The sequence below is a fragment of the Streptomyces sp. CC228A genome, assembly GCF_021390935.1.
Taxonomy (GTDB): Bacteria; Actinomycetota; Actinomycetes; order Streptomycetales; family Streptomycetaceae; genus Streptomyces.
Map to the genome: position 1 here is coordinate 562,174 of NZ_JAJPUI010000001.1, position 25,747 is coordinate 587,920.

Annotated in this window: 22 protein-coding genes, 7 tRNA genes and 1 pseudogene; 14 read left to right on the forward strand and 16 right to left on the reverse strand. The window is 74.8% G+C overall.

Annotation, left to right across the window (positions count from 1 at the left end; all coding sequences use genetic code 11):
- The first annotated feature begins 151 nt into the window (after positions 1–151).
- Positions 152–2,353 carry an elongation factor G-like protein EF-G2 gene (locus tag L6E17_RS02490; protein WP_236239124.1) on the forward strand — a complete coding sequence of 734 codons (2,202 nt, stop codon included), beginning with the start codon at positions 152–154 and terminating at the stop codon, positions 2,351–2,353.
- Positions 2,354–2,600: 247 nt separating this feature from the next.
- A complete protein-coding gene (locus L6E17_RS02495; protein WP_236239617.1) occupies positions 2,601–4,223 on the forward strand; it encodes a hypothetical protein in 1,623 nt (540 codons plus the stop codon).
- A 113-nt stretch (positions 4,224–4,336) separates the two neighbouring features.
- On the opposite strand, the gene L6E17_RS02500 is transcribed toward L6E17_RS02495, so the two are convergent.
- The 4 genes from L6E17_RS02500 to L6E17_RS02515 all read right to left on the reverse strand — a co-directional run bounded on the left by L6E17_RS02500 (position 4,337) and on the right by L6E17_RS02515 (position 8,701).
- Positions 4,337–4,897, reverse strand: a complete 561-nt coding sequence (locus L6E17_RS02500) for an HIT domain-containing protein (RefSeq protein WP_236239125.1) — start codon at positions 4,895–4,897, stop codon at positions 4,337–4,339.
- 76 nt (positions 4,898–4,973) lie between these two features.
- The gene (thrS, locus tag L6E17_RS02505; protein WP_236239126.1) at positions 4,974–6,950 is read right to left on the reverse strand and encodes a threonine--tRNA ligase; all 1,977 of its coding nucleotides are present in this window, start codon (positions 6,948–6,950) and stop codon (positions 4,974–4,976) included.
- Positions 6,951–7,064: 114 nt separating this feature from the next.
- Positions 7,065–8,219 carry a hypothetical protein gene (locus L6E17_RS02510; protein ID WP_236239127.1) on the reverse strand — a complete coding sequence of 385 codons (1,155 nt, stop codon included), beginning with the start codon at positions 8,217–8,219 and terminating at the stop codon, positions 7,065–7,067.
- Positions 8,219–8,701, reverse strand: coding sequence for a DUF4365 domain-containing protein (locus L6E17_RS02515; RefSeq protein WP_236239128.1), 483 nt, complete (start codon positions 8,699–8,701; stop codon positions 8,219–8,221). Before L6E17_RS02515 ends, L6E17_RS02510 begins: the two co-directional genes overlap by 1 nt.
- Before the next feature lie 327 nt (positions 8,702–9,028).
- On the opposite strand from L6E17_RS02515, the gene L6E17_RS02525 reads away from it, so the two are divergent.
- Positions 9,029–9,757, forward strand: coding sequence for a 3'-5' exonuclease (locus L6E17_RS02525; protein WP_236239129.1), 729 nt, complete (start codon positions 9,029–9,031; stop codon positions 9,755–9,757).
- An 88-nt stretch (positions 9,758–9,845) separates the two neighbouring features.
- On the opposite strand, the gene L6E17_RS02530 is transcribed toward L6E17_RS02525, so the two are convergent.
- Together L6E17_RS02530 and L6E17_RS02535 are read right to left on the reverse strand one after the other, a co-directional pair.
- A tRNA-Val gene (locus tag L6E17_RS02530) sits at positions 9,846–9,917 on the reverse strand.
- A gap of 39 nt (positions 9,918–9,956) precedes the next feature.
- Positions 9,957–10,410: pseudogene (locus L6E17_RS02535) on the reverse strand (SRPBCC family protein).
- 92 nt (positions 10,411–10,502) lie between these two features.
- On the opposite strand from L6E17_RS02535, the gene L6E17_RS02540 reads away from it, so the two are divergent.
- Positions 10,503–12,386 (forward strand): hypothetical protein, encoded by a 1,884-nt coding sequence (locus L6E17_RS02540; protein ID WP_236239130.1) that lies wholly within the window; start codon positions 10,503–10,505, stop codon positions 12,384–12,386.
- Complete coding sequence (locus L6E17_RS30825) at positions 12,320–12,931, forward strand: SCO7613 C-terminal domain-containing membrane protein (RefSeq protein ID WP_236239131.1); 612 nt, start codon at positions 12,320–12,322, stop codon at positions 12,929–12,931. The genes L6E17_RS02540 and L6E17_RS30825 overlap by 67 nt, the downstream gene beginning before the upstream one ends.
- An 85-nt stretch (positions 12,932–13,016) precedes the next feature.
- On the opposite strand, the gene L6E17_RS02550 is transcribed toward L6E17_RS30825, so the two are convergent.
- Together L6E17_RS02550 and L6E17_RS02555 are read right to left on the reverse strand one after the other, a co-directional pair.
- Positions 13,017–13,091, reverse strand: a tRNA-Val gene (locus tag L6E17_RS02550).
- Between the two features lie 64 nt (positions 13,092–13,155).
- Positions 13,156–13,734 carry a TIGR02611 family protein gene (locus tag L6E17_RS02555; protein ID WP_236239132.1) on the reverse strand — a complete coding sequence of 193 codons (579 nt, stop codon included), beginning with the start codon at positions 13,732–13,734 and terminating at the stop codon, positions 13,156–13,158.
- A gap of 198 nt (positions 13,735–13,932) precedes the next feature.
- Here L6E17_RS02555 and L6E17_RS02560 point away from each other — a divergent pair, with 198 nt between their 5' ends.
- A complete protein-coding gene (locus L6E17_RS02560) occupies positions 13,933–14,346 on the forward strand; it encodes an SsgA family sporulation/cell division regulator (protein WP_003959770.1) in 414 nt (137 codons plus the stop codon).
- A gap of 294 nt (positions 14,347–14,640) precedes the next feature.
- On the forward strand, positions 14,641–15,204 hold the full coding sequence (locus L6E17_RS02565) for a CGNR zinc finger domain-containing protein (protein WP_236239133.1): 564 nt from the start codon (positions 14,641–14,643) through the stop codon (positions 15,202–15,204).
- A gap of 57 nt (positions 15,205–15,261) precedes the next feature.
- Here L6E17_RS02565 and L6E17_RS02570 read toward each other — a convergent pair whose 3' ends face one another.
- Entirely contained in the window at positions 15,262–15,414 is a 153-nt protein-coding gene (locus L6E17_RS02570) for a hypothetical protein (RefSeq protein WP_236239134.1), read from the reverse strand.
- 147 nt (positions 15,415–15,561) lie between these two features.
- Positions 15,562–15,996 (reverse strand): hypothetical protein, encoded by a 435-nt coding sequence (locus L6E17_RS02575; protein ID WP_236239135.1) that lies wholly within the window; start codon positions 15,994–15,996, stop codon positions 15,562–15,564.
- A gap of 168 nt (positions 15,997–16,164) precedes the next feature.
- Here L6E17_RS02575 and L6E17_RS02580 point away from each other — a divergent pair, with 168 nt between their 5' ends.
- Complete coding sequence (locus tag L6E17_RS02580; protein WP_236239136.1) at positions 16,165–16,722, forward strand: DsbA family protein; 558 nt, start codon at positions 16,165–16,167, stop codon at positions 16,720–16,722.
- A gap of 83 nt (positions 16,723–16,805) precedes the next feature.
- Here L6E17_RS02580 and L6E17_RS02585 read toward each other — a convergent pair whose 3' ends face one another.
- The 3 genes from L6E17_RS02585 to L6E17_RS02595 form a co-directional block, all read right to left on the reverse strand.
- A complete protein-coding gene (locus L6E17_RS02585; protein ID WP_236239137.1) occupies positions 16,806–17,651 on the reverse strand; it encodes a GNAT family N-acetyltransferase in 846 nt (281 codons plus the stop codon).
- 81 nt (positions 17,652–17,732) lie between these two features.
- The gene (locus L6E17_RS02590) at positions 17,733–18,545 is read right to left on the reverse strand and encodes an aminotransferase class IV (protein WP_236239138.1); all 813 of its coding nucleotides are present in this window, start codon (positions 18,543–18,545) and stop codon (positions 17,733–17,735) included.
- 1 nt (position 18,546) lies between these two features.
- Entirely contained in the window at positions 18,547–19,599 is a 1,053-nt protein-coding gene (locus L6E17_RS02595) for a chorismate-binding protein (RefSeq protein WP_236239139.1), read from the reverse strand.
- A gap of 422 nt (positions 19,600–20,021) precedes the next feature.
- Here L6E17_RS02595 and L6E17_RS02600 point away from each other — a divergent pair.
- The 5 genes from L6E17_RS02600 (at position 20,022) to L6E17_RS02620 (ending at position 20,498) form a co-directional block, all read left to right on the forward strand.
- Positions 20,022–20,094, forward strand: a tRNA-Gly gene (locus L6E17_RS02600).
- A 37-nt stretch (positions 20,095–20,131) separates the two neighbouring features.
- Positions 20,132–20,205: transfer RNA gene (locus tag L6E17_RS02605), tRNA-Cys, on the forward strand.
- Position 20,206: 1 nt separating this feature from the next.
- Positions 20,207–20,278, forward strand: a tRNA-Val gene (locus L6E17_RS02610).
- 28 nt (positions 20,279–20,306) lie between these two features.
- Positions 20,307–20,378 (forward strand) — tRNA-Val (locus tag L6E17_RS02615).
- Positions 20,379–20,426: 48 nt separating this feature from the next.
- A tRNA-Val gene (locus L6E17_RS02620) sits at positions 20,427–20,498 on the forward strand.
- A 271-nt stretch (positions 20,499–20,769) separates the two neighbouring features.
- On the opposite strand, the gene L6E17_RS02625 is transcribed toward L6E17_RS02620, so the two are convergent.
- Complete coding sequence (locus L6E17_RS02625) at positions 20,770–20,979, reverse strand: hypothetical protein (RefSeq protein ID WP_236239140.1); 210 nt, start codon at positions 20,977–20,979, stop codon at positions 20,770–20,772.
- Between the two features lie 553 nt (positions 20,980–21,532).
- On the opposite strand from L6E17_RS02625, the gene L6E17_RS02630 reads away from it, so the two are divergent.
- Complete coding sequence (locus L6E17_RS02630) at positions 21,533–22,837, forward strand: serine/threonine-protein kinase (protein ID WP_236239141.1); 1,305 nt, start codon at positions 21,533–21,535, stop codon at positions 22,835–22,837.
- Between the two features lie 182 nt (positions 22,838–23,019).
- Here L6E17_RS02630 and L6E17_RS02635 read toward each other — a convergent pair whose 3' ends face one another.
- Positions 23,020–23,838: an RNA methyltransferase gene (locus tag L6E17_RS02635; RefSeq protein ID WP_236239142.1), complete on the reverse strand. Its 819-nt coding sequence runs from the start codon at positions 23,836–23,838 to the stop codon at positions 23,020–23,022.
- A gap of 11 nt (positions 23,839–23,849) precedes the next feature.
- Positions 23,850–25,088 carry a uroporphyrinogen-III C-methyltransferase gene (cobA, locus tag L6E17_RS02640; RefSeq protein ID WP_236239143.1) on the reverse strand — a complete coding sequence of 413 codons (1,239 nt, stop codon included), beginning with the start codon at positions 25,086–25,088 and terminating at the stop codon, positions 23,850–23,852.
- Positions 25,089–25,747 lie beyond the last annotated feature (659 nt).

A 25,747-nucleotide genomic window follows, 5' to 3' on the forward strand; every position in this document is an offset into this window, starting at 1 on the left:
CAGTGGAAAGCTCGAAGGACGACCGCGGGCACCGCCGGAGCTGCCCGACCGGGCCGGACCCGCGCCCGCCGCGCCAAGGACCGCACCCGCACCGCTCCCCCGCGCCCGCGCCCCCCACCTCACCGTCCAGCAGCGATCGGGAGGAAGAACCATGGGCGACAAGGCGAACACCAACCCCGGGGCCGCCGGCAGGGCTCTGACGGCCGACCAGCCCTCATCCCTCAGGAACGTGGTGCTGGTCGGCCACAGCGGCTCCGGCAAGACCACCCTCGTCGAGGCGCTCGCCCTCACCGCCGGCGCCGTCAACCGCGCCGGCCGCGTCGAGGACGGCACCAGCCTCTCCGACCACGACGACATCGAGCACCGCCAGCAGCGCTCCGTCCAGCTCTCCCTGGTACCCCTCACCTGGGACGACTGCAAGATCAACCTCCTGGACGCCCCCGGCTACGCCGACTTCGTCGGGGAGCTCCGCGCCGGACTGCGCGCCGCCGACGCCGCGCTGTTCGTGGTCTCCGCCGCCCAGGAAGCCGACGCCGTCGCCGGCTCCACCCGCCTCATCTGGGAGGAGTGCGCCGCCGTCGGCATGCCCCGGGCCATCGTCGTGACCCATCTCGACACCGCCCGCACCGACTTCGAGCAGCTCACCGGCATCTGCGCGGAGATCTTCGGCGGCGACGACCCCGACGCCGTACTGCCCCTCTACCTGCCCGTCCTCGGCCCCGAGGCCGCCGACGGACACGCGCCGGCCACCGGGCTCGTCGGGCTCCTCACCCAGAAGATCTTCGACTACTCCACCGGGGAACGGCAGGAGAACCCCCCGGACGAGGCCCAGATCCCCCTGATCCGGGAGGCGCGCAACCGCCTCATCGAAGGGATCATCGCCGAGAGCGAGGACGAGTCCCTCATGGACCGCTACCTCGGCGGTGAGGACATCGACCTGAAGACCCTCGTCGACGACCTGGAGAAGGCCGTGGCCCGCGGCACCTTCCACCCGGTGCTCGCCGCCGCCCCCGCCGCCCCGGGCAGGCCCCACGGACTCGGCACCGTCGAGCTCCTCGACCTCATCGTCCGCGGCTTCCCCACCCCCCTCGAACGCCCCGTCCCCGAGGTCACCACCCCCGACGGCAGGCCGCGCCCCGCCCTCACCTGCGACCCCGCGGGCCCCCTGGCCGCGGAGGTCGTCAAGACGGCCTCCGACCCGTACGTCGGCCGCATCTCGCTGGTCCGCGTCTTCTCCGGCACCCTGCGCCCCGACGACACCGTCCACGTGTCCGGGCACGGACTCACCGACCGCGGCCACGAGGACCACGACGTCGACGAGCGCATCGGCGCCCTCTTCGCGCCCTTCGGCAAGCAGCAGCGCCCCCTCGCCCAGTGCATCGCGGGCGACCTCGCCTGCGTCGCCAAGCTCACCCGCGCCGAGACCGGCGACACCCTGTCCGCCAAGGACGACCCGCTCCTCATGGAGCCCTGGACCATGCCCGACCCGCTGCTCCCCGTCGCCATCAGGGCCCACAGCAAGGCCGACGAGGACAAGCTCTCCCAGGGGCTCGCCCGCCTCGCCGCCGAGGACCCGACCATGCGGCTCGAACAGAACCAGGACACCCGGCAGGTCGTGCTGTGGTGCCTCGGCGAAGCGCACGTGGAAGTCGCCCTCGAACGGCTCCGCAGCCGCTACGGCGTCCACGTCGACACCGTCCCCCACAAGGTGGCCCTCCGCGAGACCTTCGGCGGCAGGGCCTCGGCGCGCGGCCGCCACGTGAAGCAGTCCGGCGGCCACGGCCAGTACGCCATCTGCGAGATCGAGGTCGAACCCCTCCCCCAGGGCTCCGGCATCGAGTTCGTCGACAAGGTCGTCGGCGGCGCCGTCCCCCGCCAGTTCATCCCGTCCGTCGAGAAGGGCGTACGCGCCCAGGCCGCCCGCGGCGTCACCGCCGGCTACCCCCTCGTCGACGTCCGGGTCACCCTCGTCGACGGCAAGGCCCACTCCGTGGACTCCTCGGACGCCGCCTTCCAGACCGCCGGCGCGCTGGCCCTGCGCGAAGCCGCCGCCGACACCCCGATCCGCCTGCTGGAACCCGTCGCCGAAGTGCAGGTCCTCGTCCCCGACGAGTACGTGGGACCGATCATGAGCGACCTGTCCGGGCGCCGCGGCCGCGTCGTCGGCACCGAGCAGGCCGCCCCCGGCAGGACGCTGGTCCGCGCGGACGTCCCCGAGGCGGAGATCGACCGGTACGCCATCGACCTGCGCTCCCTGTCCCACGGCACCGGCCGCTTCCACCGCGCCTACGTGCGCCACGAGGCCATGCCCCCGCACCTCGCCGAGAAGGTCCGCGCCGAAGCCGCCTCCTGACCGCCGGACCGCGCCCACCGGTCGTACCGCTCGGACAGGGCGGTACGGCCGGCCGCGCAGGGGGCGGTACGACCGGCTGTGCCGCATCTGCCGGGAAGCGCCCTGCCGCGCGGCCCCCGTCCCCGATAGGCTGGAGCGCCCAGCTCACCAGGTGTGCGCCGCCGCCGAGTTGGGAAGGCCGCAAGGCGGAGCACGGCAGGCAAGAGCAGCGGTGGCGGCACAGGCGTCGATGGGGGCGGCAGTGACAATGGACGGTTTCGGCCCCGGGGCACAGGTCCCGCTCCAGGGCTCGGCAGCGCAGACGGTGGCCACCAACGCCCTGGCCTCCGCCGCGTACCGCGACAGCCCGGTCGAGGACATCCTCAAGGCCAACAACGACTGGTACGCATCCACCGTCAAGAAGGGCAAGTTCAGCCTCTTCGAGCCGAACCTCGGGGAGGCGTTCTGCCGTGCCGTGACCGTCCGCATGCTCGGCGGCGGACGCGCACCCCTCATCCAGTCCTTCGGCACCGAGCCGCAGCCCGTCGTCGAGCACTGCCTCGCCGCGAACCGCATCCGCAAGCAGCGCGACACCCGCCTCACCCTCATCACCCTGCTGTGCGGCGTCGTCTTCCTTCCCGGACTCCTCCTGTGGCTGGTCGTCTTCCAGCTCCGCCGCAGCATGTCCGGCGCGGACGGCAAGAAGGCCGGCGCACTCAGCACCGCCCTCCTGATCGGCGCCGGCATCCTGGCCGTGCTCGTCCTCCTCAAGCTGCCCGTGACCGGCTTCTGGTCGCTCTACCTGCGCGCCATGATCATCGCCCCGGTGATCGGCTGGTACCTCGCCAAGCACGTCTGCGAGAAGACCGCCAAGGACCTGCGCGCCCGCTGGGACGGCCTCCTCAGCGGAGGCGGCGTCGCCGCGAAGATCCCCGAGGCGGTGCCCCGCAACCCCGGCGAGACGGCCGCCGAGGAACTCCGCCGGAACCTGGAGAAGCTCACCGCGGAGCAGAAGTCCAACGTCGTCTTCTACGCCGGCCCCCGAGGCATACTCGGCATGGGCACCCGCTGGGGCGGCTGGCACCTCGCCGAGGAACTCAAGCCCCGCGACGGCAAGGAGATCCACGCCTTCCGGACCTGGGACGTCATACGCCCCATCCACGACCAGCTGAAGCTCCTGGAACGCGGCTCCCTCAAGAGCGGCTTCCCGGTCCCCTCGGTGAACCACTGGATCGTGGTCCCCGTGGGCGACGGGGCGAAGGAGGTCTCCCGGCCCGACGGCGAGGACGTCGTCGCCTTCCAGGTCAAGCCGCACGAGATCCAGCGGATCTGCAACGAGAACCAGTTCGGCAAGGGCAACCGCCACTACCTCGGCGTCCAGTTCGTGCTGTGGGACGGCCAGCTCGTCCTGACGATGCTGGTCACCGTCACGGCCCTGCTGCACACCCTGCGCATCGAGGTCTCCGGCCACGCCCTCGGCCCGGTGCACGGCCTCTTCCTCGGCAAGCCGGCGGGCAAGACGAAGTCGGTGCCGAAGACGTTCCGCTTCTGGGAGACCAAGGAGGTCAAGCTGCCCCTGATCGAGACGAACGAGGTGGTCCGCCTGGCCGTGCGCGCCCCGCTGACCTGGTTCCCCCCGGTCCTCGACTTCCTCGGCGGCAAGCTGGTGCTGCCCGAGCCCTTCGGTCTGCGCCACGTGTGGGCGGAGGCCCCGTGGAAGCACCGGTTCATGGCCGACGACGCCATCCGCGCGGCCACGCCGGTGATGCGCGCGGTCCACGCGGCGACCGTGAAGATGCTGGAGGAGCACGGCGTGGACACCAGCTCCATGGCGGGCAGCAGCTTCGCGGCGGACCCCGCACCGAAGAAGGCGGACGTGTACGACGCGTGAGGCGGGGGCGCGGCAGCGCCGGCGGGACTGCGAGGGGCGTTCTTCACCGCCCCTTCCGCCTGCCGGCACCCGGCCCGCCCCGCGGGTGGACGGCGCTGCCCGGCAGGCACTCCTCAGGCGGCGGGCCACGCCTCCGCGAGCATCCGCCGGGTGTCGGCGAGGAGCTGGGGCAGGACCTTGGTGTGGCCCACGACCGGCATGAAGTTGGTGTCGCCGCCCCAGCGCGGCACGATGTGCTGGTGCAGGTGGGCGGCGATGCCGGCGCCGGCCGCGTCGCCCTGGTTCATCCCGAGGTTGAAGCCGTGCGCGCCGGACGCGGCGCGCAGCGCCTTCATGGCCCGCTTGGTGAACTCGGCCAGCTCGGCGGTCTCGGGCCCGTCGAGCTCGGTGTAGTCGGCGACGTGCCGGAACGGGACGATCATGAGGTGCCCGCCGTTGTACGGGTACAGGTTCAGCACGGCGTAGACGCTCTCGCCCCGGGCGACGATCAGCCCGTCCTCGTCGGACTTGGCCGGGATCGAGCAGAACGGGCAGCCGTCGTCGGCGCCCGAGCCGGTGGGCTTGTTCTCGCCCTGGATGTAGGCCATCCGGTGGGGCGTCCACAGGCGCTGGAACGCGTCCGGCGTCCCCACTCCGATCTGCTGCTCCGGCTCATTCGTCATGCGGATCAGCATATGGGCTGCGGGGGTCCGCGAATGCGCCGAGGGGGCGGTACCCGGCCGGGTACCGCCCCCTCGGTCCTGCCGCAGGTCAGACCTGCACGCGGCGTTCGACGACGTCGGCCAGCTTGGCCAGGGCCTCGTCCTTCGGAATGCCGTTCTCCTGCGAACCGTCGCGGTACCGGAAGGAGACCGTGCCCGCGCTCATGTCGTCGTCACCGACGATGATCATGAACGGGACCTTCAGCTTCTGGTGGTTCCTGATCTTCTTCTGCATCCGGTCCGAGGAGGCGTCCACCTCGACCCGCAGGCCCTTGCGCTTGGCCTCGGCGGCGAACTCCTGGAGGTACGCGACGTGCGCGTCGCCGACCGGGATACCGACCGCCTGGACCGGGGCCAGCCACGGGGGCATGGCGCCTGCGTAGTGCTCCAGCAGGACGGCGAAGAAACGCTCGATGGAGCCGAACAGTGCACGGTGGATCATGACCGGGCGCTGCTTGGTGCCGTCGGCTGCCGTGTACTCCAGGTCGAAACGGGCCGGGAGGTTGAAGTCGAGCTGGATGGTCGACATCTGCCAGGTCCTGCCAATGGCATCCTTCGCCTGGACGGAGATCTTCGGGCCGTAGAAAGCCGCGCCGCCCGGGTCGGGGGTGAGGGGCAGGCCCTGCTTCTCGGCGACCTTGCGCAGGGTCTCGGTGGCCTCTTCCCAGACCTCGTCGCTGCCGACGAACTTGCTCTCGTCCTTGGTGGACAGCTCCAGGTAGAAGTCGGTCAGACCGTAGTCGCGCAGCAGGTTCAGGACGAAGGTGAGCGTCTTGTCGAGCTCCTCCGCCATCTGCTCGCGGGTGCAGTAGATGTGCGCGTCGTCCTGCGTGAAGCCGCGGGCGCGGGTCAGTCCGTGCACGACGCCCGACTTCTCGTACCGGTACACCGTCCCGAACTCGAAGAGCCGCAGCGGCAGCTCGCGGTACGAGCGGCCCCGCGCGTCGAAGATCAGGTTGTGCATCGGGCAGTTCATGGGCTTGAGGTAGTAGTCCACGCCCTCATCGAGCTGCATGGGCGGGTACATGCCGTCGGCGTACCAGTCCAGGTGGCCCGAGGTCTCGAAAAGCTTCCCCTTGGTGGCGTGCGGGGTGTAGACAAACTCGTACCCGGCCTCTTCGTGCTTGGCCCGCGAGTAGTCCTCCATGACCCGGCGGATGATGCCGCCCCTGGGGTGGAAGACCGCGAGGCCGGAGCCGATCTGCTCGGGGATGGAGAAGAGGTCCAGCTCGCTGCCGAGCTTGCGGTGGTCGCGCTTCTCGGCCTCGGCGAGGAAGTCCAGGTGCGCCTTCAGCTCGTCCTTGGACGGCCAGGCGGTGCCGTAGATCCGCTGGAGCATGGGGTTCTTCTCGCTGCCACGCCAGTACGCGGCGGCGTTCCGCATCAGCTTGAACGCCGGGATGTTGCGGGTGGTGGGCAGGTGCGGGCCCCGGCACAGGTCCTTCCAGCACAGCTCGCCGGTCTTCGCGTCCAGGTTGTCGTAGATGGTCAGCTCGCCGGCGCCCACCTCGACGTCCGCGCCGTCCTCGCTGGAGGCGGAGCCCTTGAGGCCGATGAGCTCCAGCTTGTACGGCTCGTTCGCCAGCTCCTCGCGGGCGGCCTCGTCCGTGACGACGCGGCGGGAGAAGCGCTGGCCGCGCTTCTGGATGGCCTGCATCTGCTTCTCGATGGCCTTGAGGTCCTCGGGCGTGAACGGCTTGTCCACGTCGAAGTCGTAGTAGAAGCCGTCCTTGACCGGCGGGCCGATGCCCAGCTTGGCCTCGGGGAAGAGCTCCTGCACGGCCTGGGCCATGACATGCGCGGTGGAGTGGCGCAGGATGGCGAGGCCGTCCTCGGAGGAGATCTCGACGCCCTCGACGGTCTCGCCGTCCGCGAGCTCGTACGCGAGGTCCTTCAGCTCGCCGTCCACGCGGGCCGCGACGACGGTGCGCTCCCCGGCGAAGAGGTCGGCGGCCGTAGTGCCCGTCGTCACCACGCGCTCTTCCCGCTCGGAATCGCGTTGGATGATCACACGGACGTCTGACACCGGTCTCTCCTGACTGAAGGGGGCAGCGCGGCCACTTCCGATGGCGCGCGCGATACGTCCTGGCATGGTACCGAGCCGCACTCCCCCTCCGCGAAACCGTTTGTCCCCGGCCCCTCAGTCCTCCTCGTGCGCCTTGAGCAGCCGCTCCCGCTCCGCCTCGTCGACCTGCACCGGCTCGGCCCCGCGGGCGCCCGTGAGGTGGCGGAAGCCGCTGCGGCTCTCCAGGCGGCCCGCGACCCGCAGGGGCAGCCCGGCGAGGTGGGCGCGGACGGCGGTGCGGTAGCCGTCCTCGTCGAGGGTGACGCGCAGGTGGGAGACGTCGGCGCCGGTCAGGACGCGGAGGCGGACGGTGCCGGGCCCGTGCGGGGCGGCGCGGCGGAGCCGCACGACGGTGCCGGTGACCCGTACCGGTACGGCGGGCTCGTCGCTCAGGTACCGCACGGAGGCGCGGCGCAGGGCGGGGAGGTCTCCGGGGGTGAACTCGACGGGCTCGGGGCGGGCGGCGCAGCCGCCGGGCGGGCCGGCCGCGGGGGCCCAGGCGAGGGTGACGGCGGCGCCCTGGGTGCGGTGGACGAGGGTGATGAGCGCTTCGGTGAGCTCGCGGCCGGCGCCCGCGGCGACGGCGGTGTCGAAGGCGTCGGGCCGGCCGGTGGCGCGCTCGTAGTCGACGGCGTCGCGGGTGGCGTGGAGGGCGTGGTGCAGGCGCTCGGTGAGGGGGCGGCCGGGGTCGACGGGGACGAAGGCGGTGAGGGCGCGGGCGGCGGGTGCGGTGCCGACGAGGACGGGTTCGAGAAGGCGCCGGGCGCTGCGGCGGTGGCGGGCGCCGTGGTGGCGCGCCGGGCCGTGGACGGCGAGGGCGGCGGCGAGGAGGAGCCGGCGGGCGGCGGTGCGCAGGTGCGTGTCGGCGGTCCACGGGGCGGTGTCGGCGGTGGCCCAGGGGCCGGTGCCGCGGGGGGCGGGGTGGGTGGTGTCGCGGGTCCAGCGGATCTCGTCGGTGGGGGCGGTGAGGCCGGTGAGGATGTCGCGGGCAGTGGGGTCGGGGCAGCGGACCAGGGCGGCGACGGCTTCGGCGAGGAGGTCACCGGAGTCGGGGAAGGCGCGTCCGGCGGGCACGAGGAGGCTGACAGGTCCGGCGATGTGGCCCGGCGGCGGCGTCCAGCGGGTGCAGGGGCCGGTGCGGCTGCCGTGCGGCTGCCAGCCGTGGCGGTGGAGGAGGGCGGTGAGGACGCCCGGGTCGATGTCGGCGGGTGCGGTGGGCCGGTGGTGCATCAGGGTCTCCCTCCCGCCCCGACCCGGGCCATGATCGCGCAGAGGGCCCGGTCGTCGAAGATCCGGGTGGTGGGGATGCGGACGGTGGTGCGGTGCCGTCCGGTGGCGGGGTGGCCGGCGAGGTTGGTCCAGTAGCAGCAGTGGCGCAGGTCGAGCCGGTCGTGGTGGGCGCGGAGCCAGTCGTCCTGGGTGCGGGGGACGAGCATGACGACGAGGATCTTGTGGACGGCGACGGGTGTGCGGGCCAGTTTGGCGAGGTGGGCGTTGTCGAGGGTGAACGAGAAGGCGGGGCCGGGGGGTTGGGGTGGTATCTGGTAGGTGGCCTTGAGCTGGATCTTGATGGTGACCTCGTCGTCCACGGTGTGGCCGGGGGCGCTGTGGCTGACGTGCCAGTCGATGCCGTTGTCGGGGAAGGGTTGGGAGAGCGTGCAGCCGGCTGCGGCCGCGACGGCGTGGAGGTAGCCCACCTGGAGGGTCTCCATGCAGGCGGTGGGGGCGAGCGCGCCGCGCGCGAACGGGGCGTGGGGGCCGGTGGGGCGGGTGCGGCCGGCGGGGTGCGGCCGGTTGCCGTGGTGGGCGGGACGTGGGGGGTGGCGGGGTGTTCCCGGGCTCGGGAGCCTCCCGGGTCTGCGGGGTCGGGGTACGCCGCGAGCGCCATGGCTCTTCGTGCCTTCCGGGCTGGCCGAGCGTCAGGTGCGTTGTCTTTCACGGTTGTTGTGACCGGACGGCGTACGGGGCAAACGGTCCGGGTATCACCGGTTCGGCAGGGGATCGGTCCATCTGCCGGTGATGTGCGAGGAGTTCGGGCTATGGCGCACTGGTACGAGGGTCCTCTGGCCGCGTTCGACACGGAGACGACGGGTGTGGACGTCGAGCGGGACCGGATCGTCTCGGCGGCGGTGGTGGTGCAGGACGCGCCGGGCGGACGGCTGCGGGCGACGCGGTGGCTGGTGAACCCGGGTGTCCCGGTGCCCGCCGCGGCGACGGAGGTGCACGGCCTGACGGACGGCCATCTGCAGCGGTTCGGGCGGTGGCCGGCGCCGGTGATGGAGGAGATAGCGCGGCTGCTGGTGGAGCAGTGCGCGGCGGGGCGGCCGCTGGTGGTGATGAACGCGCCGTTCGATCTGACGCTGCTGGACCGGGAGTTGCGGCGGCACCGGGCGTCGTCGCTGGCGCGGTACCTGCAGAACGTGTCGCTGTGCGTGCTGGATCCGCGGGTGCTGGACAAGCACCTGGACCGGTACCGCAAGGGGCGCCGCACGCTGACGGACCTGTGCGCGCACTACGAGGTGGTGCTGGACGGGGCCCATGACGCGGCGCAGGACGCCGCGGCCGCGCTGGAGGTCGTACGGGCGGTGGGGCGGCGGTTCACCGAGCGGCTCGCGGAGCTGTCGGTGGCGGAGCTGCACGCCCGGCAGGCGGTCTGGCACGCGGCGCAGGCGCGGGGGCTGCAGGCGTGGTTCGCGCGGAACGGCTCGGAGGAGGCGGTGGATCCGGCATGGCCGCTGCGGCCCGAGCAGTCGGCGGCGGCCGCGTGATCGCGTGCCGGTGCCGGTAGTCCGCGCGGTACGGGCCGGGAACGGCGGAAGGCCGACCCGCTGCAACGAGGGCCGGCCTTCCGGTCGGTGGGCGATACTGGGATCGAACCAGTGACCTCTTCGGTGTGAACGAAGCGCTCTCCCGCTGAGCTAATCGCCCGGGAACGCAGTGAACCATACAGGTCCCGGGCGGCTTCGATCAAACCGCGCGGAGGCGGGCGGCGAGGCCCCGCCGGCCGGCGCGCATCATCCAGGCGTGGTTGGCCCGGAAGACGAGCCGCCCGGGGAGCGCCAGACGGCGGAGCAGGGGGGGCGCGGGCGTGGACGTCCTGTTCGTAGACGGCGCGGGTGCGGTTTCCGCGGCGGGGGGTGAGCGTCCAGCGGGCCCGGCCTTCGAGGTCGCCGGTGAGGGCTGCTTCGAGGATGCGCGCCTGGCCCTCGACGCGGCGCTCGACCAGGGTCAGGTGCACGGTGAGGGTGTAGGGCAGGAGGGAGCGGACGCGGGCGGTGGCGGTGTCGCCGTGGACGGCCACGTCGCGGACGGAGGGCCACCACCGGGGGTAGTCCCCGGGGACGGCGAGGACGGCGCGGACGGTGTCGGGCGCGGCGGGGAGGGTCCAGACGGTGCGGAAGCGGTAGTGGCTCCAGTCCATGCGTCGAGTCTGCGCCGGGCGAGGCGTACTCACCCGGAACTGAGTAGCCGCGCGCATGTCGTACGGCCGTGACGGGGCCCACACTGCCTGGCATGGACAGCCTTCCTTCACCGGCCCAGGAGCTGGTGCTCATCGATCGCGAACTGGCCCGCCTGGACGCCCGCCGCTCCTGGCTGCTGGCGCGCCGCACGTGGCTGCTGGGTGTGCTGCGCGCGGAGGGCGCGCAGGCTCCGGGCGCCCCGGGCTGGGGCGGTGCCGCGGCGGCCGGTGCGGCGGCGTGGGGCGGCCGGGCGGTGAGGCGTCGGCGCGGGGGTGCGCACGCTGCTGCTGACGCTGGGCGGGACGCTGCTGGCGGTCGCGGCGCTGGCGTTCACGCTGGTGAGCTGGGGGCGCTGGGGATCGGCGGCCGCACGGCGGTGCTGAGCGTGGTGACGGTGGTGGCGCTCGGTGTCCCGGTGCTGCTGGTGCGGCGCGGCCTGGCGGCGACGGCGGAGGCGGTGGCGGCGCTGGCGCTGGTGCTGACGGTGCTGGACGCCCTGGCGCTGTACCTCGTCGCGGAGCCGTGGGCGTGGGGCGCTGCGGGCTACACGGCGGTGGCGGCGGCGCTGCTGAGCGCCCTGTGGGCCGGGTACGGGCGGGCGGTGCGGGGGCTGCGGGCACCGCTGCCGGCGGCGGTCGTCCTGGGACAGCTGCCGCCGGTACTGGCGGTGGTGGCCTTCGGCGGCGACGGCCAGGCGGTCGCGTGGGCGCTGCTGGCGACGGGCGCGGCCGATGCGCTGCTGGCGCTGCGGGTGCGCTCGGCGGCGGTGGGTGCGACCGCGTGGACGGCGGCCGGGGTGACCTCCGGGTGCGCGCTGCTGACGGCTGTCGAGGCGTCGCTGCGCGGGGCGTGGAGCCCGCCGTGCTGCTGCTGGCGGGTGCCGTGCTGGGTGTCGCGGTCGCGTGGCGGGTCGCGGGTGCCGGGGCGGTGGCGTGCGCGGTGGTGGCGGCGTCGGCGTGGACAGCCGCGGGGGCGGGCTGCTGCGCGCGGTGGTGCCCGCCGCGTGGGTGTGGACCGGGTACGTGGTGTGCGCGGCGCTGCCGGCGGTCGCGGCGGCCGCGGGGCGGCGGCGCGGAGGGTGCCGCAGGGGGTGCGGCGCGGGCTCGTGTGGGCGTCGGCCGGGCTGATGGGGGCGGGTCTGCTGGTGGCCGTTCCGCCGCTGCTGCTGGTGCAGGCGGCGCGGGTGCCGGAGGTCTGGTCGGGTGCGGTGCCGGCGGGACCTGCCGCGGTGGGTCCGCTCGCGGTGTGGCCGGCGGTGGTGGCGGTGGCGCTGGTGGCCGGGGTGCTGGCGTGGGGAGCCGCGGTGCCCGCCGGGGCCGGTGGTCCGGGCGTGCGGGTGGCGGCGCGGTGCGGGGCGCTGGGCCTGGGCGCGCTGGTGGTCTTCGCGCTGCCGGTGGCGGCGGGGCTGCCGTACGGGGTGGTGCTGGCGGTGCAGGTGCTGGTGGTGGCGGCGCTGCTGAGTGCGGCGGTGCGGCCGGCCCCGGTGGTCGCGGGCCTGGGCGGGGCGGCGGACGCGGCGGTGCCGGCGGCCGGGTTCGGCTGCGCGGTGGCGGCGGCGTCGGCGGTGGCGGTGCTGGGGCTGGCGACGGAGGCGGCGACGCTGGCGGTGCTGGGCTCGCTGGCGGTGCTGTTCGCGGGGGCCGCCGCGGTGGGCGGGGCGCGGCGCCGGCTGCGGGCTGCGTCGGCGTGCGGGGCGGTGGCGGCGGCTGCCGGTTTCGTGGGCGCCGCGGGGTTCGCCGCGGGGTGGCGGCGCACGCGGTGGCGGTGGCGCTGCTGGTGGTGCCCGGGGGGACGGCGGCCCTCGGGGCCCGGCTGCGGCGTGACGCGGCGGGCGCGCCGGTGGAGTGGGCCGGTGCGGCGGTGGGTGCCGTGGCGGTGGCCCTGTCGGCGGGGCGGCCGGGGGTGCTGGCCCTGGTGCTGGGCCTGTCGGGGGTGATCGCGGCGGGTACGGCCGTGCGTCCGGAGCGGCGGCGGGTGGCAGGTCCGGTGGCGGCCGTGCTGTTCGTGGCCGCGGGGTGGCTGCGGCTCGCGCTGTGGGAGGTGGCGGTTCCGGAGGCGTACGCGCTGCCGGTGGCGGTGCCGGCGCTGGTGGTGGGCGCGCTGCGGAGGCGGCGGGGCGCCGGGGCGGGCTCGTGGGTCGCGTACGGGCCGGGGCTTGGCGCGGGTCTGGTGCCGAGTCTGTGCGCGGTCTGGGGTGACGCGGGCTGGCTGCGGCCGCTGCTGCTGGGCTCGGTGGCGCTGGCGGTCACGCTGGTGGGGGCGCGGCGGCGGCTGCAGGCGCCGCTGGTGCTCGGCGGTGGGGTGATGGTGCTGGTGGCGCTGCACGAGTTGGCGCCGTACGTGGCGCAGGTGGTGGGCGTGCTGCCGCGGTGGCTGCCGCCGGCGCTCGCGGGGCTGCTGCTGCTGGTGGTGGGCGCGACGTACGAGCGGCGGCTGCGTGAGCTGCGGCGCCTGCGCGACGTGGTGGGGCGCATGGGGTGAGGCCGGGCGGGGCGGCGTCCCGGGCCGGCCCGCCGGGATGCCGAAGGCCCCGGAGACGGTGGGTCTCCGGGGCCTTCGGGCCGGGTGGTGGGCGATACTGGGATCGAACCAGTGACCTCTTCGGTGTGAACGAAGCGCTCTCCCGCTGAGCTAATCGCCCGGGCGCACCGCAAACATTACCGCATGTCAGCGGGTGCTCGGGACCGTGCGGCGGCCGGGGCGGGTCAGCGGGGGATCGTCCACGGCATGACGAATCCGAACTTCCACAGGTACACCGCGACCAGGACGCCGCTGATGGCGAGCCCGACCGCGGTGATGATCATGTTCCGGCGGCGGACCCGGGGGTCCAGGGCGCGCTGGGCGGCTTCGGTGACCTTGCGCTTGGTCCAGCGCAGGACGAGCTGGGCCCAGATGAACTCGGTGGCCCACAGGGCCATGCCGGCGAAGATCACGACCCAGCCGGGTCCGGGCAGCGGCAGCAGGACGACGCCGAAGGCGACGACGGCGAGACCGATGAGGAAGACCCCGACCTGCCAGGTGAGGTGGAGCGGCCGGTTCGCCTTGATGAAGGCGGGCGCGCGCGAGCCGAGCGGCCGCTCCCCGGACGGGGCTGCCGCCGTTCCGGGGGCGCCGCCGTCACCGGGGGCGGTCGGCCCGGCGGCCCGGTCACGGCCGGTCGGGTCTGTCGGGTGGTCGGCCGGTCCGGGAGGCCGGTGGGTCGCTCCGCCGGTTCCGTCCCCCGTCGCGGCGGCGTCGGCCGCGGCCGGCGCGACCCTCTTCCGCTCGTCACTCTCCGCGTGCATGGCGCCCAACCTACCGGATGCGAGGCGGCCCGCGCTTTACCTGAAAGGGCCCATAACCGCTGGTAACACACCGCCAAACGAGGTACCCCAAGCCGCACAAAAAGGTCAGAGGGGTTTACAACGGCACCGTAGGTGGGATGTCGATTTCGCCGACGTGCGAATCCCCGAGCGCACACTGAGCGAAAGGCCATGGCGCTTATGAACACCACGGTCAGCTGCGAGCTGCACCTGCGCCTCGTTGTATCGAGCGAGTCGTCCCTGCCTGTCCCGGCGGGCCTGCGGTATGACACGGCCGACCCGTATGCCGTGCACGCCACCTTCCACACCGGCGCCGAGGAGACCGTCGAGTGGGTCTTCGCCCGCGACCTCCTCGCCGAGGGCCTGCACCGGCCCACCGGCACGGGCGACGTCCGCGTGTGGCCTTCCCGCAGCCACGGTCAGGGCGTCGTCTGCATCGCTCTGAGCTCGCCCGAGGGCGAGGCGCTGCTGGAGGCCCCGGCGCGGGCTCTGGAGTCGTTCCTGAAGCGGACCGACGCAGCGGTGCCGCCCGGCACCGAACACCGCCACTTCGACCTGGACACGGAGCTCTCCCACATCCTGGCCGAGAGCTGACCGGGTCCTGAAGCGACACGGCGCCGTCCGACTCGGGGCGACGGCGCCGGGGCGCCCTCCCGCGGCCGCGAGGCGGCGGGAGGGGCCCGACAGCGCACGTGGGGCGCCTCCACCGGTTCGCCGGTGGCGGCGCCCCACGTGCGTTCCCGCACGCTTCCGGGCCCCGCCCGGGGCGGACCGCACACCGCACGCCCCGACCGCCGCCGCCCGGCTCACCGTCCGCCCCGGAGGGGGAGCCGCTAGAGTCTGCGGGATCGGTGGGCGCCCGCCCATCGGGAGGCCAGGGAGTGAATCGTGCTGATCCCCCACGACACCCGCACCGCCCTCGACACGGTCGTAGACCTGATGAACACCGCGCCGGAGGGCGGGCGCGGCGAGGGACTCGACGACGTGACGGCGCTCTACGCGTTCGTGGAAGGCCACCGGATCAGCGACGTCGGCGACCTCGGCGAGCGGGACCTGCAGGCGGTACGGGACGTGCGGCGCAGGTTCACGGAGGTGTTCGCGGCGCAGGACGCCCGGACGGCCGCCGGACTGATCAACCAGCTGGTGGCCGCCGCCGGGACGACGCCGCAGCTGACCGACCACGACGGCTACGACTGGCACGTGCACTACTTCGCGCCGGGCGCCTCGGTGGCCGACCACCTGGCCGCCGACTGCGGGATGGCGCTGGCGTTCATCCTGGTCGCGGGCGAGCGGGAGCGGCTGCGCCGCTGCGAGGCGCCGGACTGCGGGCGGGCCTTCGTGGACCTGTCCCGCAACCGCTCCCGCCGCTACTGCGACAGCCGCACGTGCGGCAACCGGCTGCACGTCGCCGCGTACCGGGCGCGCCGCAAGGAGGCGGCGGGCGGCGGCTGACCGGCACCGCCGCGCCGGCGGCCCCGAGACGGGCGGGCGGCCGTGCGGGCGCGGCGGTCACAGCAGGAACAGGTCGTGGACCGAGGCCATCAGCAGGAGAAGGCCGATCACCGACAGGAAGATCATGAGCGGTGGCTGGGACAGCGCGAACAGGCAGCCGCGCGGTTCTTCGGTGGGGGCGGGGGTCTGCTCCCGCGAGGTATCGAGCATCTCGGGGCCGATGATGGCGCAGCGGCCGTCCGCGCACTGCGCCAACAGCCCCCATAAATAGGGCAGTTCCCGGCATTCTGCTGGCGAGCGCCCTGCCGGCGCCTCCCACCGCCACCCTTCGCGCCACCCCTCCCCCGCCCGGCGGGCTCAGATGCCGTGCTTCTTCAGGATCTCCTCGATCTCGCTGAAGTCGTCCGCGGGCGCCGCCGGCTTCCGCGCCCCGCGCCGACCGGGCCCCAGCGCCGGCCCGGCCGCGGGCGGCGCGACGGCGTCCCGCCCGGCCCCGGCGGCACGCCCCTGCTGCTCCCGGCGCGCGGCGCCCGCGCCCCTGCGCCGCTCGACCGCCCGCGTCGCCGCGAAGAGCAGCCACGCCGTGCCGAGCACACCGAACCCGGCCCACGCCACGGGACTGAACGCCGTGCCGGCCAGCCACTCGACGGTGCCGGTCATCACCAGGCCGAGCGGCACCAGCGCGTAGGCCGCGATACGGGCGGCCGCGAGGAAGCGTTTGCGGTACGCGGTGATCGCGGCGATGCCCAGTCCCGCCGCGGACACCGCCGTGCAGATGGTCTCGGCAAGCATCCGGTCCTCCAGCCGTGGGCGTCGCGTCCCCTCCATCGTGCATCGGCCGACCGTGCGATGGCCATGACGGGCGGCCCGTCCCGCGCCGATCTCCGGGGGATCTCGGGGGCGCCCTCCTCCTGAGGTCCCGGTTGGGGCGGACGCGGACGGGCTGGAAGACTGAGGCCCATGAGCGACTCCACCCCCGACTCCCCCCACGGCTCCTCCGGCACCACCGGCACCACCGCCCGGAGCGCCGGCCCCGTCGTCGTCGACGTCTGGTGCGAGCTCCAGTGCCCGGACTGCCGGACGGCGCTGGAGGACCTGCGCGCCCTGCGGGAACACTACGGCGACCGGATCGACCTGCGGCTGCGCCACTTCCCCCTGGAGAAGCACCGGTACGCGTACGCGGCGGCGCAGGCCGCCGAGGAGGCCGCGGCGCAGGGCAAGGGCTGGCCGTACGTGGAGGAGGTCCTCTCGCGGGTGGCGGAGCTCGACGCGGAGGGCGAGCCGTTCCTGATCCGGGTGGCCGAGGAACTCGGCCTGGACGGGGAGGAGTTCGACACCGCGCTGATCGACGGGCGGCACCTGCTGGCCGTCGACGCCGACCAGGCCGAGGGCAGGGCCCTGGGCGTCACGGGCACGCCGACGTACCTGGTCGGCGGGGAGCGGCTGGACGGCGGCCGCAGCCAGGAGGGGCTGCGGGCCCGCGTCGAGGAGATCACCGACCGGCTGCTGGCGGGCTGACCCCGCACTCCGGCCGCTGCCCCGCGCTCACCGCCTGCTGCCTGTCGCCTGCCGCCTGCCCCGCGCGCGTCTGCCGCGCCGCGTCAGAGGAGGCGCTTGTCGAGGTGGAACTCGGCGGGGCGGTAGCCGAGCGACTCGTACAGGTGCAGCGCCGGCGTGTTGTCGGTGAAGACGTGCAGACCGAGCCGGTCTGCGCCGTGCTCCTCCCGGGCGATCCACTCGGCGTGGCTCATCAGGGCGCGGCCGTAGCCCCGCCCGCGGGCCTCCTCCGCGACGCGGACGTCCCAGACGTACGTGAGGCGCCCGGCGGGATCGCCGGCGTCGCGCAGTCCGGCCCACAGCCATCCGGCGGTCCTGCCGTCCGGGTCCTCGGCCACGCGGAACGCGGTGCCCGCGGTCCCGAGGCCGTGCGGCAGCAGGGCCTCGTGGTCGGCCCGGGACTTGGCCCTGGCGGCCTCCTCGGGGAAGCCGCGCTCGCTCCACGTCCGCGCGTAGGCGTCCTCCGCGGCCGCCCGCCACCCCCGGTACTCCTCCTCTGTCATGGGCCGCATCGCAGACCCATAGGCCGGTGCCGGTCCCGGTGGCAGGTCCTTGACCAGGGAGCGGCTGCGCTCCGTGTACCCGAGGGTCCGCGCCAGGTGCAGGGCGACGGCGGCGCCGGCCGGTACGGCCACGCGCACGAGTTCGCAGCGCCAGCCGCGCAGCACCTCCTCGGCGGCGAGGGCGGCGACCGTGGCGCGGCCGCGCCGGCGGTCGGCGTCGTCGATGCGCAGACCGCTGAGGGTGCCGACGCGGCGCCCGAAGCCGGGGTCGGTCCCGATGCCGACGGCCCCCACGGGGCGGCTGTTGACGCACACCTCGTACGCGCGGAAGCGGGTGCCGTCGGCGGACTCCTGAAGCGGCCCGGTCGGCCGCAGGGTGGTGGTCATCACCGGAGTTCTACCCGCCTGGTGCCGGGGCGGGAACCGGATTTCCGCCGCCGTGCGCCGGTGTCGCGCACGGCGCCCGGGTCAGAGGGCTGCCGCGCGCTCGGCGAAGATCCGCATGGCCTTCGCGGTCACCGGCCCGGGGGCGCCCGGCAGCTCCCGGTCGTCGACGCGGTGCACGCCCTGGACGTCGCGGAGCGTGGAGGTCAGGAAGATCTCGTCGGCGTCGCGCAGGACGTCCATCGGCAGGTCGGTCTCCTGGGCGCCGGTCCACTCGACGGCCAGGTGGCGGGTGATGCCGGCGAGGCAGCCGGAGGCGAGCGGCGGGGTGTGGATGCGGCCGTCGAGCACCACGAAGACGTTGGAGCCGGTGCCCTCGCACAGCCGGCCCGCGGTGTTGGCGAAGAGCGCTTCGGAGGCGCCCTGCTCGTGCGCCCGGGCGAGGGCGACGACGTTCTCCGCGTACGAGGTGGTCTTCAGGCCCGCCAGCGCACCGCGCTCGTTGCGGGTCCAGGGGACGGTGACGACGGCGGTGCTGTCCGGGCGGGGGGCGGTCTCCCCGAGGGCGACCACGAGGGTCGGCCCGGCGTCGCCGCGGTCGGAGCCGAGCGGGGAGAGCCCGCCGGTGTAGGTGACGCGCAGCCGGCCGAGCGGCATCGGGTTGGCCGCCAGGACGGCGGCGCAGGCCCGGCGCACCTCGTCCAGGTCGGGGTCGGGCAGGCCGAGGCCGCGGGCGGAGCGGACCAGGCGGTCGAGGTGGAGGTCGAGGGCGAAGGGCCGGCCGTCGACCGCCTTCATCGTCTCGAAGACGCCGTCGCCCACGGTCAGCCCGTGGTCGAGGACGGAGACCCTCGCGGCGTCCGCGTCGCGCAGCTCGCCGTTCACCCACAGCTTCATCTCAGTTGGCCCTTCCGCTCGGCTCGTACACGCCCGACGCTACCGCGAGGAGGCGGCTCGCCTTCAGTTCGGTCTCCTCCCACTCCCGCTCGGGATCGGAGCCCCAGGTGATGCCGGCGCCGGTGCCGAAGCGGAGGAGGCCGGCGGGGCGGTCGAGCCAGAAGGTGCGTATGCCGACGGCCAGCTCACCGGTGCGCCGGTCGGCGTCCACCCAGCCGACGCCTCCGCAGTACGGCCCGCGGGGGGCGGTCTCCAGTGCCTCGATGATCCGCAGGGCGCTGGACTTGGGGGCGCCGGTGACGGAGCCGGGCGGGAACGTGGCGCGCAGCAGCCCGGCCCAGCCCTCCCCCGGCGCGAGCCGGCCGCGCACGGTGGAGACGAGGTGCACGAGCCCGGGGTGGGGTTCGACGGCGCAGAGCTCGGGGACGGTGACGGAGCCGGTGGCGCAGACGCGGCCCAGGTCGTTGCGGACCAGGTCGACGATCATCACGTTCTCGGCGTGGTCCTTGGGCAGCAGGTCCTCGGCGGTCCTGCCGGTGCCCTTGATCGGGCCTGACTCGACCGTCCGGTCCTCGCGGCGCAGGTACAGCTCGGGGGAGGCGGTCGCGATCTCCACGCCGTGCGCCGGCAGCCGAATCGTTCCTGCGTACGGGGCCGGGTTGCCCCGCGCGAGGAGGGCCGTCAGGGCGTCCACGTCGGCCGTGGCGAGCGCGCCGGGCGGCAGGGGCGCGGACAGGACGCGGCACAGGTTGGCCTGGTAGACCTCCCCGGCAGCGATGTGCTCGCGGATGCGGCGGACCCCGCGGGTGTACGCCTCGCGGTCGAGGGAGGTCGTCCAGTCGCCGGCGGCGGGGCCGCGCCACCGGCCGGGGACGGGGGCGGGCACCGGGTCGGGCCGCACGTCGCCGAAGCGGGCGCAGGTCAGGCGGCCTTCGAAGTCGGCGGCGACGGCCCAGAAGCCGGAGGACTCCAGGGCCTCCGGGTCGCTGGTGACGTCCCGCAGGTCGGTTGCGACGAGGCCGCCGAAGCGCGCCAGGGGAGCGAGGTCGTGCACGGATGCGAGTGTAGGCCCGTGCGGGGGCGCCGGCCCCGTGCAGGGCTGCCGCCCGGGCGCGCGAGCACCGGGCGGCGGAGGCGGCGCCGTGCTCCTCGGCAAGGCCGTCGGGCCGCGACCGCGGGGAAGCGGCGCGGCGCGCGGGCCGGCCTCCCCATGGTCCCGCAGGACTTCCCCTTCGCGGCGGCGCTCCCCGCCCCACCCCGCCGTCCGCGGGCCGCGGACCAGGGCCGACGGGTGCGCCGGCTCACCGCCGGCACCGCGCCGGGGCGTCGCCGCCCACGGGTCCGGCCGGGCGGGCCGCGGAGGGGCGCGGCGGCCCGGAGCGCAGCACGCTGCGGAAACGCGTTTTTGTACTGGCCCCGGAATCCGCTAGAGTTCAACACGTCGCCGGGACGCGGAAGCGGACCGGAAAGCGACAGGCGGACGTGGCTCAGTTGGTAGAGCATCACCTTGCCAAGGTGAGGGTCGCGAGTTCGAATCTCGTCGTCCGCTCGAAGTGGGGGATCTTCCCGAGACCCCCTGCGCTCCTGGTGGAGTGGCCGAGAGGCGAGGCAACGGCCTGCAAAGCCGTCTACACGGGTTCAAATCCCGTCTCCACCTCCAAGGACGATTAGCTCAGCGGGAGAGCGCTTCCCTGACACGGAAGAGGTCACTGGTTCAATCCCAGTATCGTCCACTGAAACCGCTGGTAGCAGCGGCTTCCCGCGCGATTAGCTCAGCGGGAGAGCGCTTCCCTGACACGGAAGAGGTCACTGGTTCAATCCCAGTATCGCGCACGCAGTGCCCATGTCGGCGTACGGTACGTGACGCCGGATGGCCCGTGAGGACGATTAGCTCAGCGGGAGAGCGCTTCCCTGACACGGAAGAGGTCACTGGTTCAATCCCAGTATCGTCCACCGCACAGGAACCCCCGGTCGCCGTCTGCGACCGGGGGTTCTGTCGTGTACGCGCCGGGGTGTGCGGTCCGCCTGGCCGCGTGGAACGCGGGATGCGGGCAGTCCGCCGGAGCCGCCCGGGTGCGGCGCGCGGTGCGCGCGGAACGGGAAGTAGGACGGCCGGTCAGCTCCCCAGCTGACCGGCCGCCACTGCCGTCCGCCGCACCCCCGTCCCCACGGGGTTGGCCGGATGTCCCCGACCCGGGCCGCTCTCCCGGGCCCGGGGCGCCGCTCAGCGCCCCAGCATCACGCCCACGGACGACGCATGTGCCAGCACCGCGTCCCAGCCGCCGAAGACGACGACCAGGAGCGTGGCTGCGGGAAGGACCATGGCCGTGGCCACCAGGGGGTGCCGCCGGCCCGTCGGGCCGACGCCGAGCGTCGCGAGCGACGCCCACCGCCCCTCTGCGCGGACCATCGTCCGCGGTGCCGTGTCCGCCATGGCCCCTCCCGTCGTGTGTCGGGCGGTGGGTGCGTGACCTCGGGGGACGAGTGCCGCACCCACCGCTTGCCTCAACACTAGGCAGGCGGGGGGCGCCGGGCGTCATGCCCGCGTACCGATTGCCTGGCCTCCTCCAGGAGGACGCCACCGGGCGCCGCGTACTCCCCTGGTTGGACACCCGCGACCGGTCACTGGGGGTCTTCCCCGAGGGGTCGACCCCGGGGCCCGGGGCGACCGGCCGCGTGGTGATCTCCCTCACGTGCCGCATCCCCGGCTCCCCCGCGGGCCGGTCGGGACGGCCGCCCGGCCGCGGCCTCCCCGGAGGGCACGCCAAGATCCCTTAGCGGCAAGGGCTTTGGGGTTCCGGCGGTAACAGGGGCCGCTGGTGCGGCCGTTGCTGAGTGCGCCTCAGGAGGGGGAGCCAGCACTGACAATCGACCGGCGAGAGGGCGCGGCCTATGAGCGCGGCGGGGCCCGGATACGTAAGCTGGGCGGCATCAGGTGGACCGCGGCAGCGGGGTGGGGACTCCCCCACGGCAGGTAGGGGACGGACATGGCGATGATGCGGCTCCGGCGCGAGGACCCGCGTGTCGTCGGCTCGTTCAGGCTGCACCGGCGGCTCGGCGCGGGCGGGATGGGCGTCGTCTACCTCGGCTCCGACCGGCGCGGCCAGCGGGTCGCGCTGAAGGTGATCCGGCCGGACCTCGCCGAGGACCAGGAGTTCCGTTCGCGCTTCGCCCGCGAGGTGTCCGCCGCGCGGCGGATCCGCGGCGGCTGCACGGCGCGGCTGGTGGCGGCCGACCTGGAGGCCGACCGGCCCTGGTTCGCGACGCAGTACGTGCCGGGGCCCTCGCTGCACGACAAGATCGCCGAGGAGGGGCCGCTGTGCGCGGCGGACGTCGCCGCGATCGGGGCCGCGCTCGCCGAGGGCCTGGTCGCCGTCCACGAGGCGGGCGTCGTCCACCGGGACCTCAAGCCGTCGAACATCCTGCTCTCCCCCAAGGGGCCGCGGATCATCGACTTCGGCATCGCCTGGGCGACCGGGGCTTCCACGCTCACCCACGTCGGCACCGCCGTGGGCTCGCCGGGCTTCCTCGCCCCCGAGCAGGTGCGGGGCGCCGCGGTCACCCCGGCAACGGACGTGTTCTCGCTCGGCGCCACCCTCGCGTACGCCGGCATGGGGGACTCCCCGTTCGGCCACGGGAGCTCCGAGGTGCTGCTCTACCGGGTCGTCCACGAGGAACCGCACCTCCAGGGCGTGCCGGACGCGCTGTCCCCGCTGCTGCGGGCCTGTCTGGCGAAGGAGCCCGAGGAGCGCCCCAGCACGCTGCAGCTCGCGCTGCGGCTCAAGGAGATCGCCGCGCGGGAGGCGCAGGGCCTCCCCGAGGGCGGCGGCCGCGGCCACGCCGTCCGGGCGGAGCGGGCGACCGCGGGGCAGCGGACCGGGCACGACGGCGGGCACACGGGCGGCCGCGAGCGGGCGCAGGTGCGGCCGACCGAGCGCTACACGGAGCGGACCGCGGAGCGGTCGGGAGAGCGTGCGGAGAGCCGCACCGACGGGCGCGCGGAAGGCCGCGGCGCCCTGCGGCGGGCGCAGCGCACCCCGGCGCCGGGCCCCGGTGCGGCCCCGGGCCCGCAGACCGGTGGCGGCCGCTCCGGCCGCGGCGCCTCGACCGGGTCGCGGGCGGGTGCGCGGACCGGGTCGCGCAGGCCCGGCCACGGTACCGGTACGGGCACCTCCCCCGGCCTGCTCAGGCCCGCGAACCCGCGGCTGCTGCGGCAGCGGCTGTTCGTCTTCGTCGTGGTGACGCTGATCGTGCTGCTGGGCATCGCGGCGGCGCAGGCTCTGCAGGGCTGAGCCGCGCGGAGCGGGTCGTACGGCCCGAAGGGGCCGCACCCCGGCGGGGCGGGACGGTGGGTGGGTCCTTCACACCGGCGCCGGGGCCGGCCTGTCCGTCGGCGCGGGTGGCCGCGGCGCGTTCCGTCCCTCACCGCGCGCCGGGCGCGCCTGCGCGGTGCCGGTGAGGAGCGGGGAAGGGGTCAGGCCTGCGGGCGGCCCGCCGTGACCGCGTAGAAGGCCACGGCAGCGGCCGCACCGACGTTGAGCGAGTCCACCCCGTGGGCCATCGGGATCCGGACCCAGGTGTCCGCCGCCCGCAGGGCCCGCGCGGTGAGACCGGAGCCCTCCGCGCCGAGCATCAGCGCCACCCGGTCGAGCCGGTGCGGGGCCGCCTCGTCCATGGTGGTCGCCCTGGCGTCCGGGGTCAGCGCGAGGAGCCGGAAGCCCGCCTCCCGCACCGCGTCCAGATCCCGGGGCCAGTCGTCGAGACGGGCGTACGGGACGGAGAACACCGCACCCATGGACACCTTCACCGAGCGCCGGTACAGCGGGTCTGCGCAGTCCGGCGACAGCAGCACGGCGTCCATGCCGAGCGCGGCGGCACTGCGGAAGATCGCACCGATGTTGGTGTGGTCGTTGACCGACTCCATCACGGCGACCCGGCGTGCCGTACGGAGCAGCTCGCCGGCCTCCGGCAGCGGCTCGCGCCGCATCGAGGCGAGGGCGCCGCGGTGCACGTGGTAGCCGGTGACCTGCTCGGCGAGCGCGGGCGTCACCACGTACACCGGCGTGTCGGCGGCGTCGATGACATCGCTCAGGGCGTCCACCCACTTGGCCGACAGGAGCATCGAGCGCATGCCGTACCCGGCCTGGAGGGCGCGGCGGATCACCTTCTCCCCCTCGGCGATGAACAGCCCCTCCGCGGGCTCCCGCCTGCGGCGCAGTTCGACGTCGGTCAGACCGGTGTAGTCGTGGAGGCGCGGGTCCGCGGGGTCCTCGACGGTGATCACTTCTGCCATGCGGACGCTTCCTACTCGGTGCCGGCGTGCTTGTGCGGGCCCTCGCCGACGACGTCGCCGATCACGATGACGGCCGGCGGGCGGACGTCCTGCGCCCTGACCGCCTCCGCCACCGTCGCCAGCGTGGCGTCCACCCGCCGCTGGGCGGCGGTGGTGCCCTCCTGCACCAGGGCGAGCGGGGTGTCCGGGTCCTTGCCGTGGGCGACGAGCGCCTCCGCGATCTTCCCGATCTTGTCGACGCCCATGAGGATCACGAGCGTGCCCCGCAGCTTCGCCAGGGACGCCCAGTCGACGAGGGAGCGCGGGTCGTCCGGGGCGACGTGCCCGCTGACCACGGTGAACTCGTGCGCCACCCCGCGGTGCGTGACGGGGATGCCGGCGGCGCCGGGCACGGAGATGGAGCTGGAGATGCCGGGGACGACCGTGCAGGGGATGCCGGCCTCGGCGAGCGCCTGCGCCTCCTCCATGCCGCGGCCGAAGACGAACGGGTCGCCGCCCTTGAGGCGGACCACCGACCTGCCCTGCTTGGCGTGCTCGATCAGGGCGTTGTTGATGGCCTCCTGGGCCATGAAGCGGCCGTACGGGATCTTCGCCGCGTCGATGACCTGCACGTGCGGCGGGAGCTCGTCCAGCAGGTCCCGCGGGCCGAGGCGGTCCGCGATCACGACGTCCGCCTCGGCGAGCAGGCGCCGGCCGCGGACGGTGATGAGGTCGGGGTCCCCCGGGCCGCCGCCGACGAGCGCGACGAACGGCTCACGGGCACGGTGCTGGGGCGCGACGAGGGTGCCGTCCCGCAGGCCCTCCACGATCGCGTCGCGGACCGCGGCCGACCGGCGCGGGTCGGTGCCGGTCACGACCGCGACGGTGACGCCTTCGATGCGGCCGGTCGCGGGGGTCCAGGCCGTCGCGGCCTCGGCGTCGTCGGCGCGTACGCACCAGATCCTGGCGGCCTCGGCCTCGGCGGAGGCGCGGTCGTTGGCCTCCTTGTCGGGCGTGGCGACGAGGACGTACCAGGCGCCTGCGAGGTCGCCCTCCTCATAGCGGCGGCGCTCCCAGCGGATCTCGCCGGCCTCGGCCATGGCCTCCACGGAGGCGGTGGCCGACGGCGAGACGAGGGTGATGTCGCCGCCCGCCGCGATCAGGGCGGGCAGGCGGCGCTGGGCGACCTGGCCGCCGCCGATGACGACGACCCGGCGCCCGGAGAGGCGGAGTCCGACGGGGTAGGCGGGCTGCTCGGCTGTACCGGCCATTGCGGTGTGGTCTCCTCGGCAGTCGGGCGGGCCACTGCGGCGGTGAAGTGGCTGGTGAGGCGGGGGGCAGCGAGTGTCCGTGCGCTGCCGCCTACGATACGGGGCCCTTCCGCGCCCGCCCCGTCCGGGCGGCGGTGACCTCGGCGACAGGCCCGCCCCCGGCGGGTGGCGGTGACGGCGGTAACGGGCTCGCCCCGGGGCGGCGGTGACCGAGGCGGCGGGCCCGCCGTCACCGGCCGCGCTCTCGGGGCTCCTGGCCGAGACGGCCGGGGTGAGGGGGCGGCGGCCGCGCTGCGGTCGCGGACTCGGCGGCAGGCGAGCGTTTCGGGACGTGGCGCTGCGCCGGGGCTCCTGAACCGCGGTCCTGACCTCACGTGAGGGGCTGTGGCGGTGAGGGCGTGGTCCCTGCGACGGCCTTGGGGGCTGCGGGTGGGGTGGGGTCCCCGCCGCCGGTGGGGTGGTCGGCTCGGCGGGCGTTCCCGGGTGCGGGACGGGACGATCGGCCCTGCGGGACGGGGACGGGCGCGCCCTGCATGGCGGGGTGCTGCTCGCCGTACGCGGGGCGGCCGCCCGCCGCGAGGCCGGTGGGCCCGCCGGCGCGGCGGTCCGGCGCGGGGCAGGCTCCGCTCCGGCCGTGAGCCGGGGTCCCGCGCCGCCGC

Excerpts from the sequence above, each read along its gene's own strand:
- L6E17_RS02500 (WP_236239125.1), bottom strand. The coding sequence starts at position 4,897 with ATGCTGATCCGCATGACGAATGAGCCGGAGCAGCAGATCGGAGTGGGG.
- L6E17_RS02635 (WP_236239142.1), bottom strand. The coding sequence starts at position 23,838 with ATGGCAGAAGTGATCACCGTCGAGGACCCCGCGGACCCGCGCCTCCAC.
- cobA (WP_236239143.1), bottom strand. The coding sequence starts at position 25,088 with ATGGCCGGTACAGCCGAGCAGCCCGCCTACCCCGTCGGACTCCGCCTC.
- L6E17_RS02585 (WP_236239137.1), bottom strand. The coding sequence starts at position 17,651 with ATGACCACCACCCTGCGGCCGACCGGGCCGCTTCAGGAGTCCGCCGAC.
- L6E17_RS02625 (WP_236239140.1), bottom strand. The coding sequence starts at position 20,979 with ATGGCGGACACGGCACCGCGGACGATGGTCCGCGCAGAGGGGCGGTGG.
- L6E17_RS02590 (WP_236239138.1), bottom strand. The coding sequence starts at position 18,545 with ATGAAGCTGTGGGTGAACGGCGAGCTGCGCGACGCGGACGCCGCGAGG.
- L6E17_RS02515 (WP_236239128.1), bottom strand. The coding sequence starts at position 8,701 with ATGGAGACCCTCCAGGTGGGCTACCTCCACGCCGTCGCGGCCGCAGCC.
- L6E17_RS02570 (WP_236239134.1), bottom strand. The coding sequence starts at position 15,414 with ATGCTCGATACCTCGCGGGAGCAGACCCCCGCCCCCACCGAAGAACCG.
- L6E17_RS02555 (WP_236239132.1), bottom strand. The coding sequence starts at position 13,734 with ATGCACGCGGAGAGTGACGAGCGGAAGAGGGTCGCGCCGGCCGCGGCC.
- L6E17_RS02495 (WP_236239617.1), top strand. The coding sequence starts at position 2,601 with ATGGACGGTTTCGGCCCCGGGGCACAGGTCCCGCTCCAGGGCTCGGCA.
- L6E17_RS02540 (WP_236239130.1), top strand. The coding sequence starts at position 10,503 with ATGGACAGCCTTCCTTCACCGGCCCAGGAGCTGGTGCTCATCGATCGC.
- L6E17_RS02575 (WP_236239135.1), bottom strand. The coding sequence starts at position 15,996 with ATGCTTGCCGAGACCATCTGCACGGCGGTGTCCGCGGCGGGACTGGGC.
- L6E17_RS02525 (WP_236239129.1), top strand. The coding sequence starts at position 9,029 with ATGGCGCACTGGTACGAGGGTCCTCTGGCCGCGTTCGACACGGAGACG.
- L6E17_RS02630 (WP_236239141.1), top strand. The coding sequence starts at position 21,533 with ATGGCGATGATGCGGCTCCGGCGCGAGGACCCGCGTGTCGTCGGCTCG.
- L6E17_RS02580 (WP_236239136.1), top strand. The coding sequence starts at position 16,165 with ATGAGCGACTCCACCCCCGACTCCCCCCACGGCTCCTCCGGCACCACC.
- L6E17_RS02560 (WP_003959770.1), top strand. The coding sequence starts at position 13,933 with ATGAACACCACGGTCAGCTGCGAGCTGCACCTGCGCCTCGTTGTATCG.
- L6E17_RS02490 (WP_236239124.1), top strand. The coding sequence starts at position 152 with ATGGGCGACAAGGCGAACACCAACCCCGGGGCCGCCGGCAGGGCTCTG.
- L6E17_RS02510 (WP_236239127.1), bottom strand. The coding sequence starts at position 8,219 with ATGCACCACCGGCCCACCGCACCCGCCGACATCGACCCGGGCGTCCTC.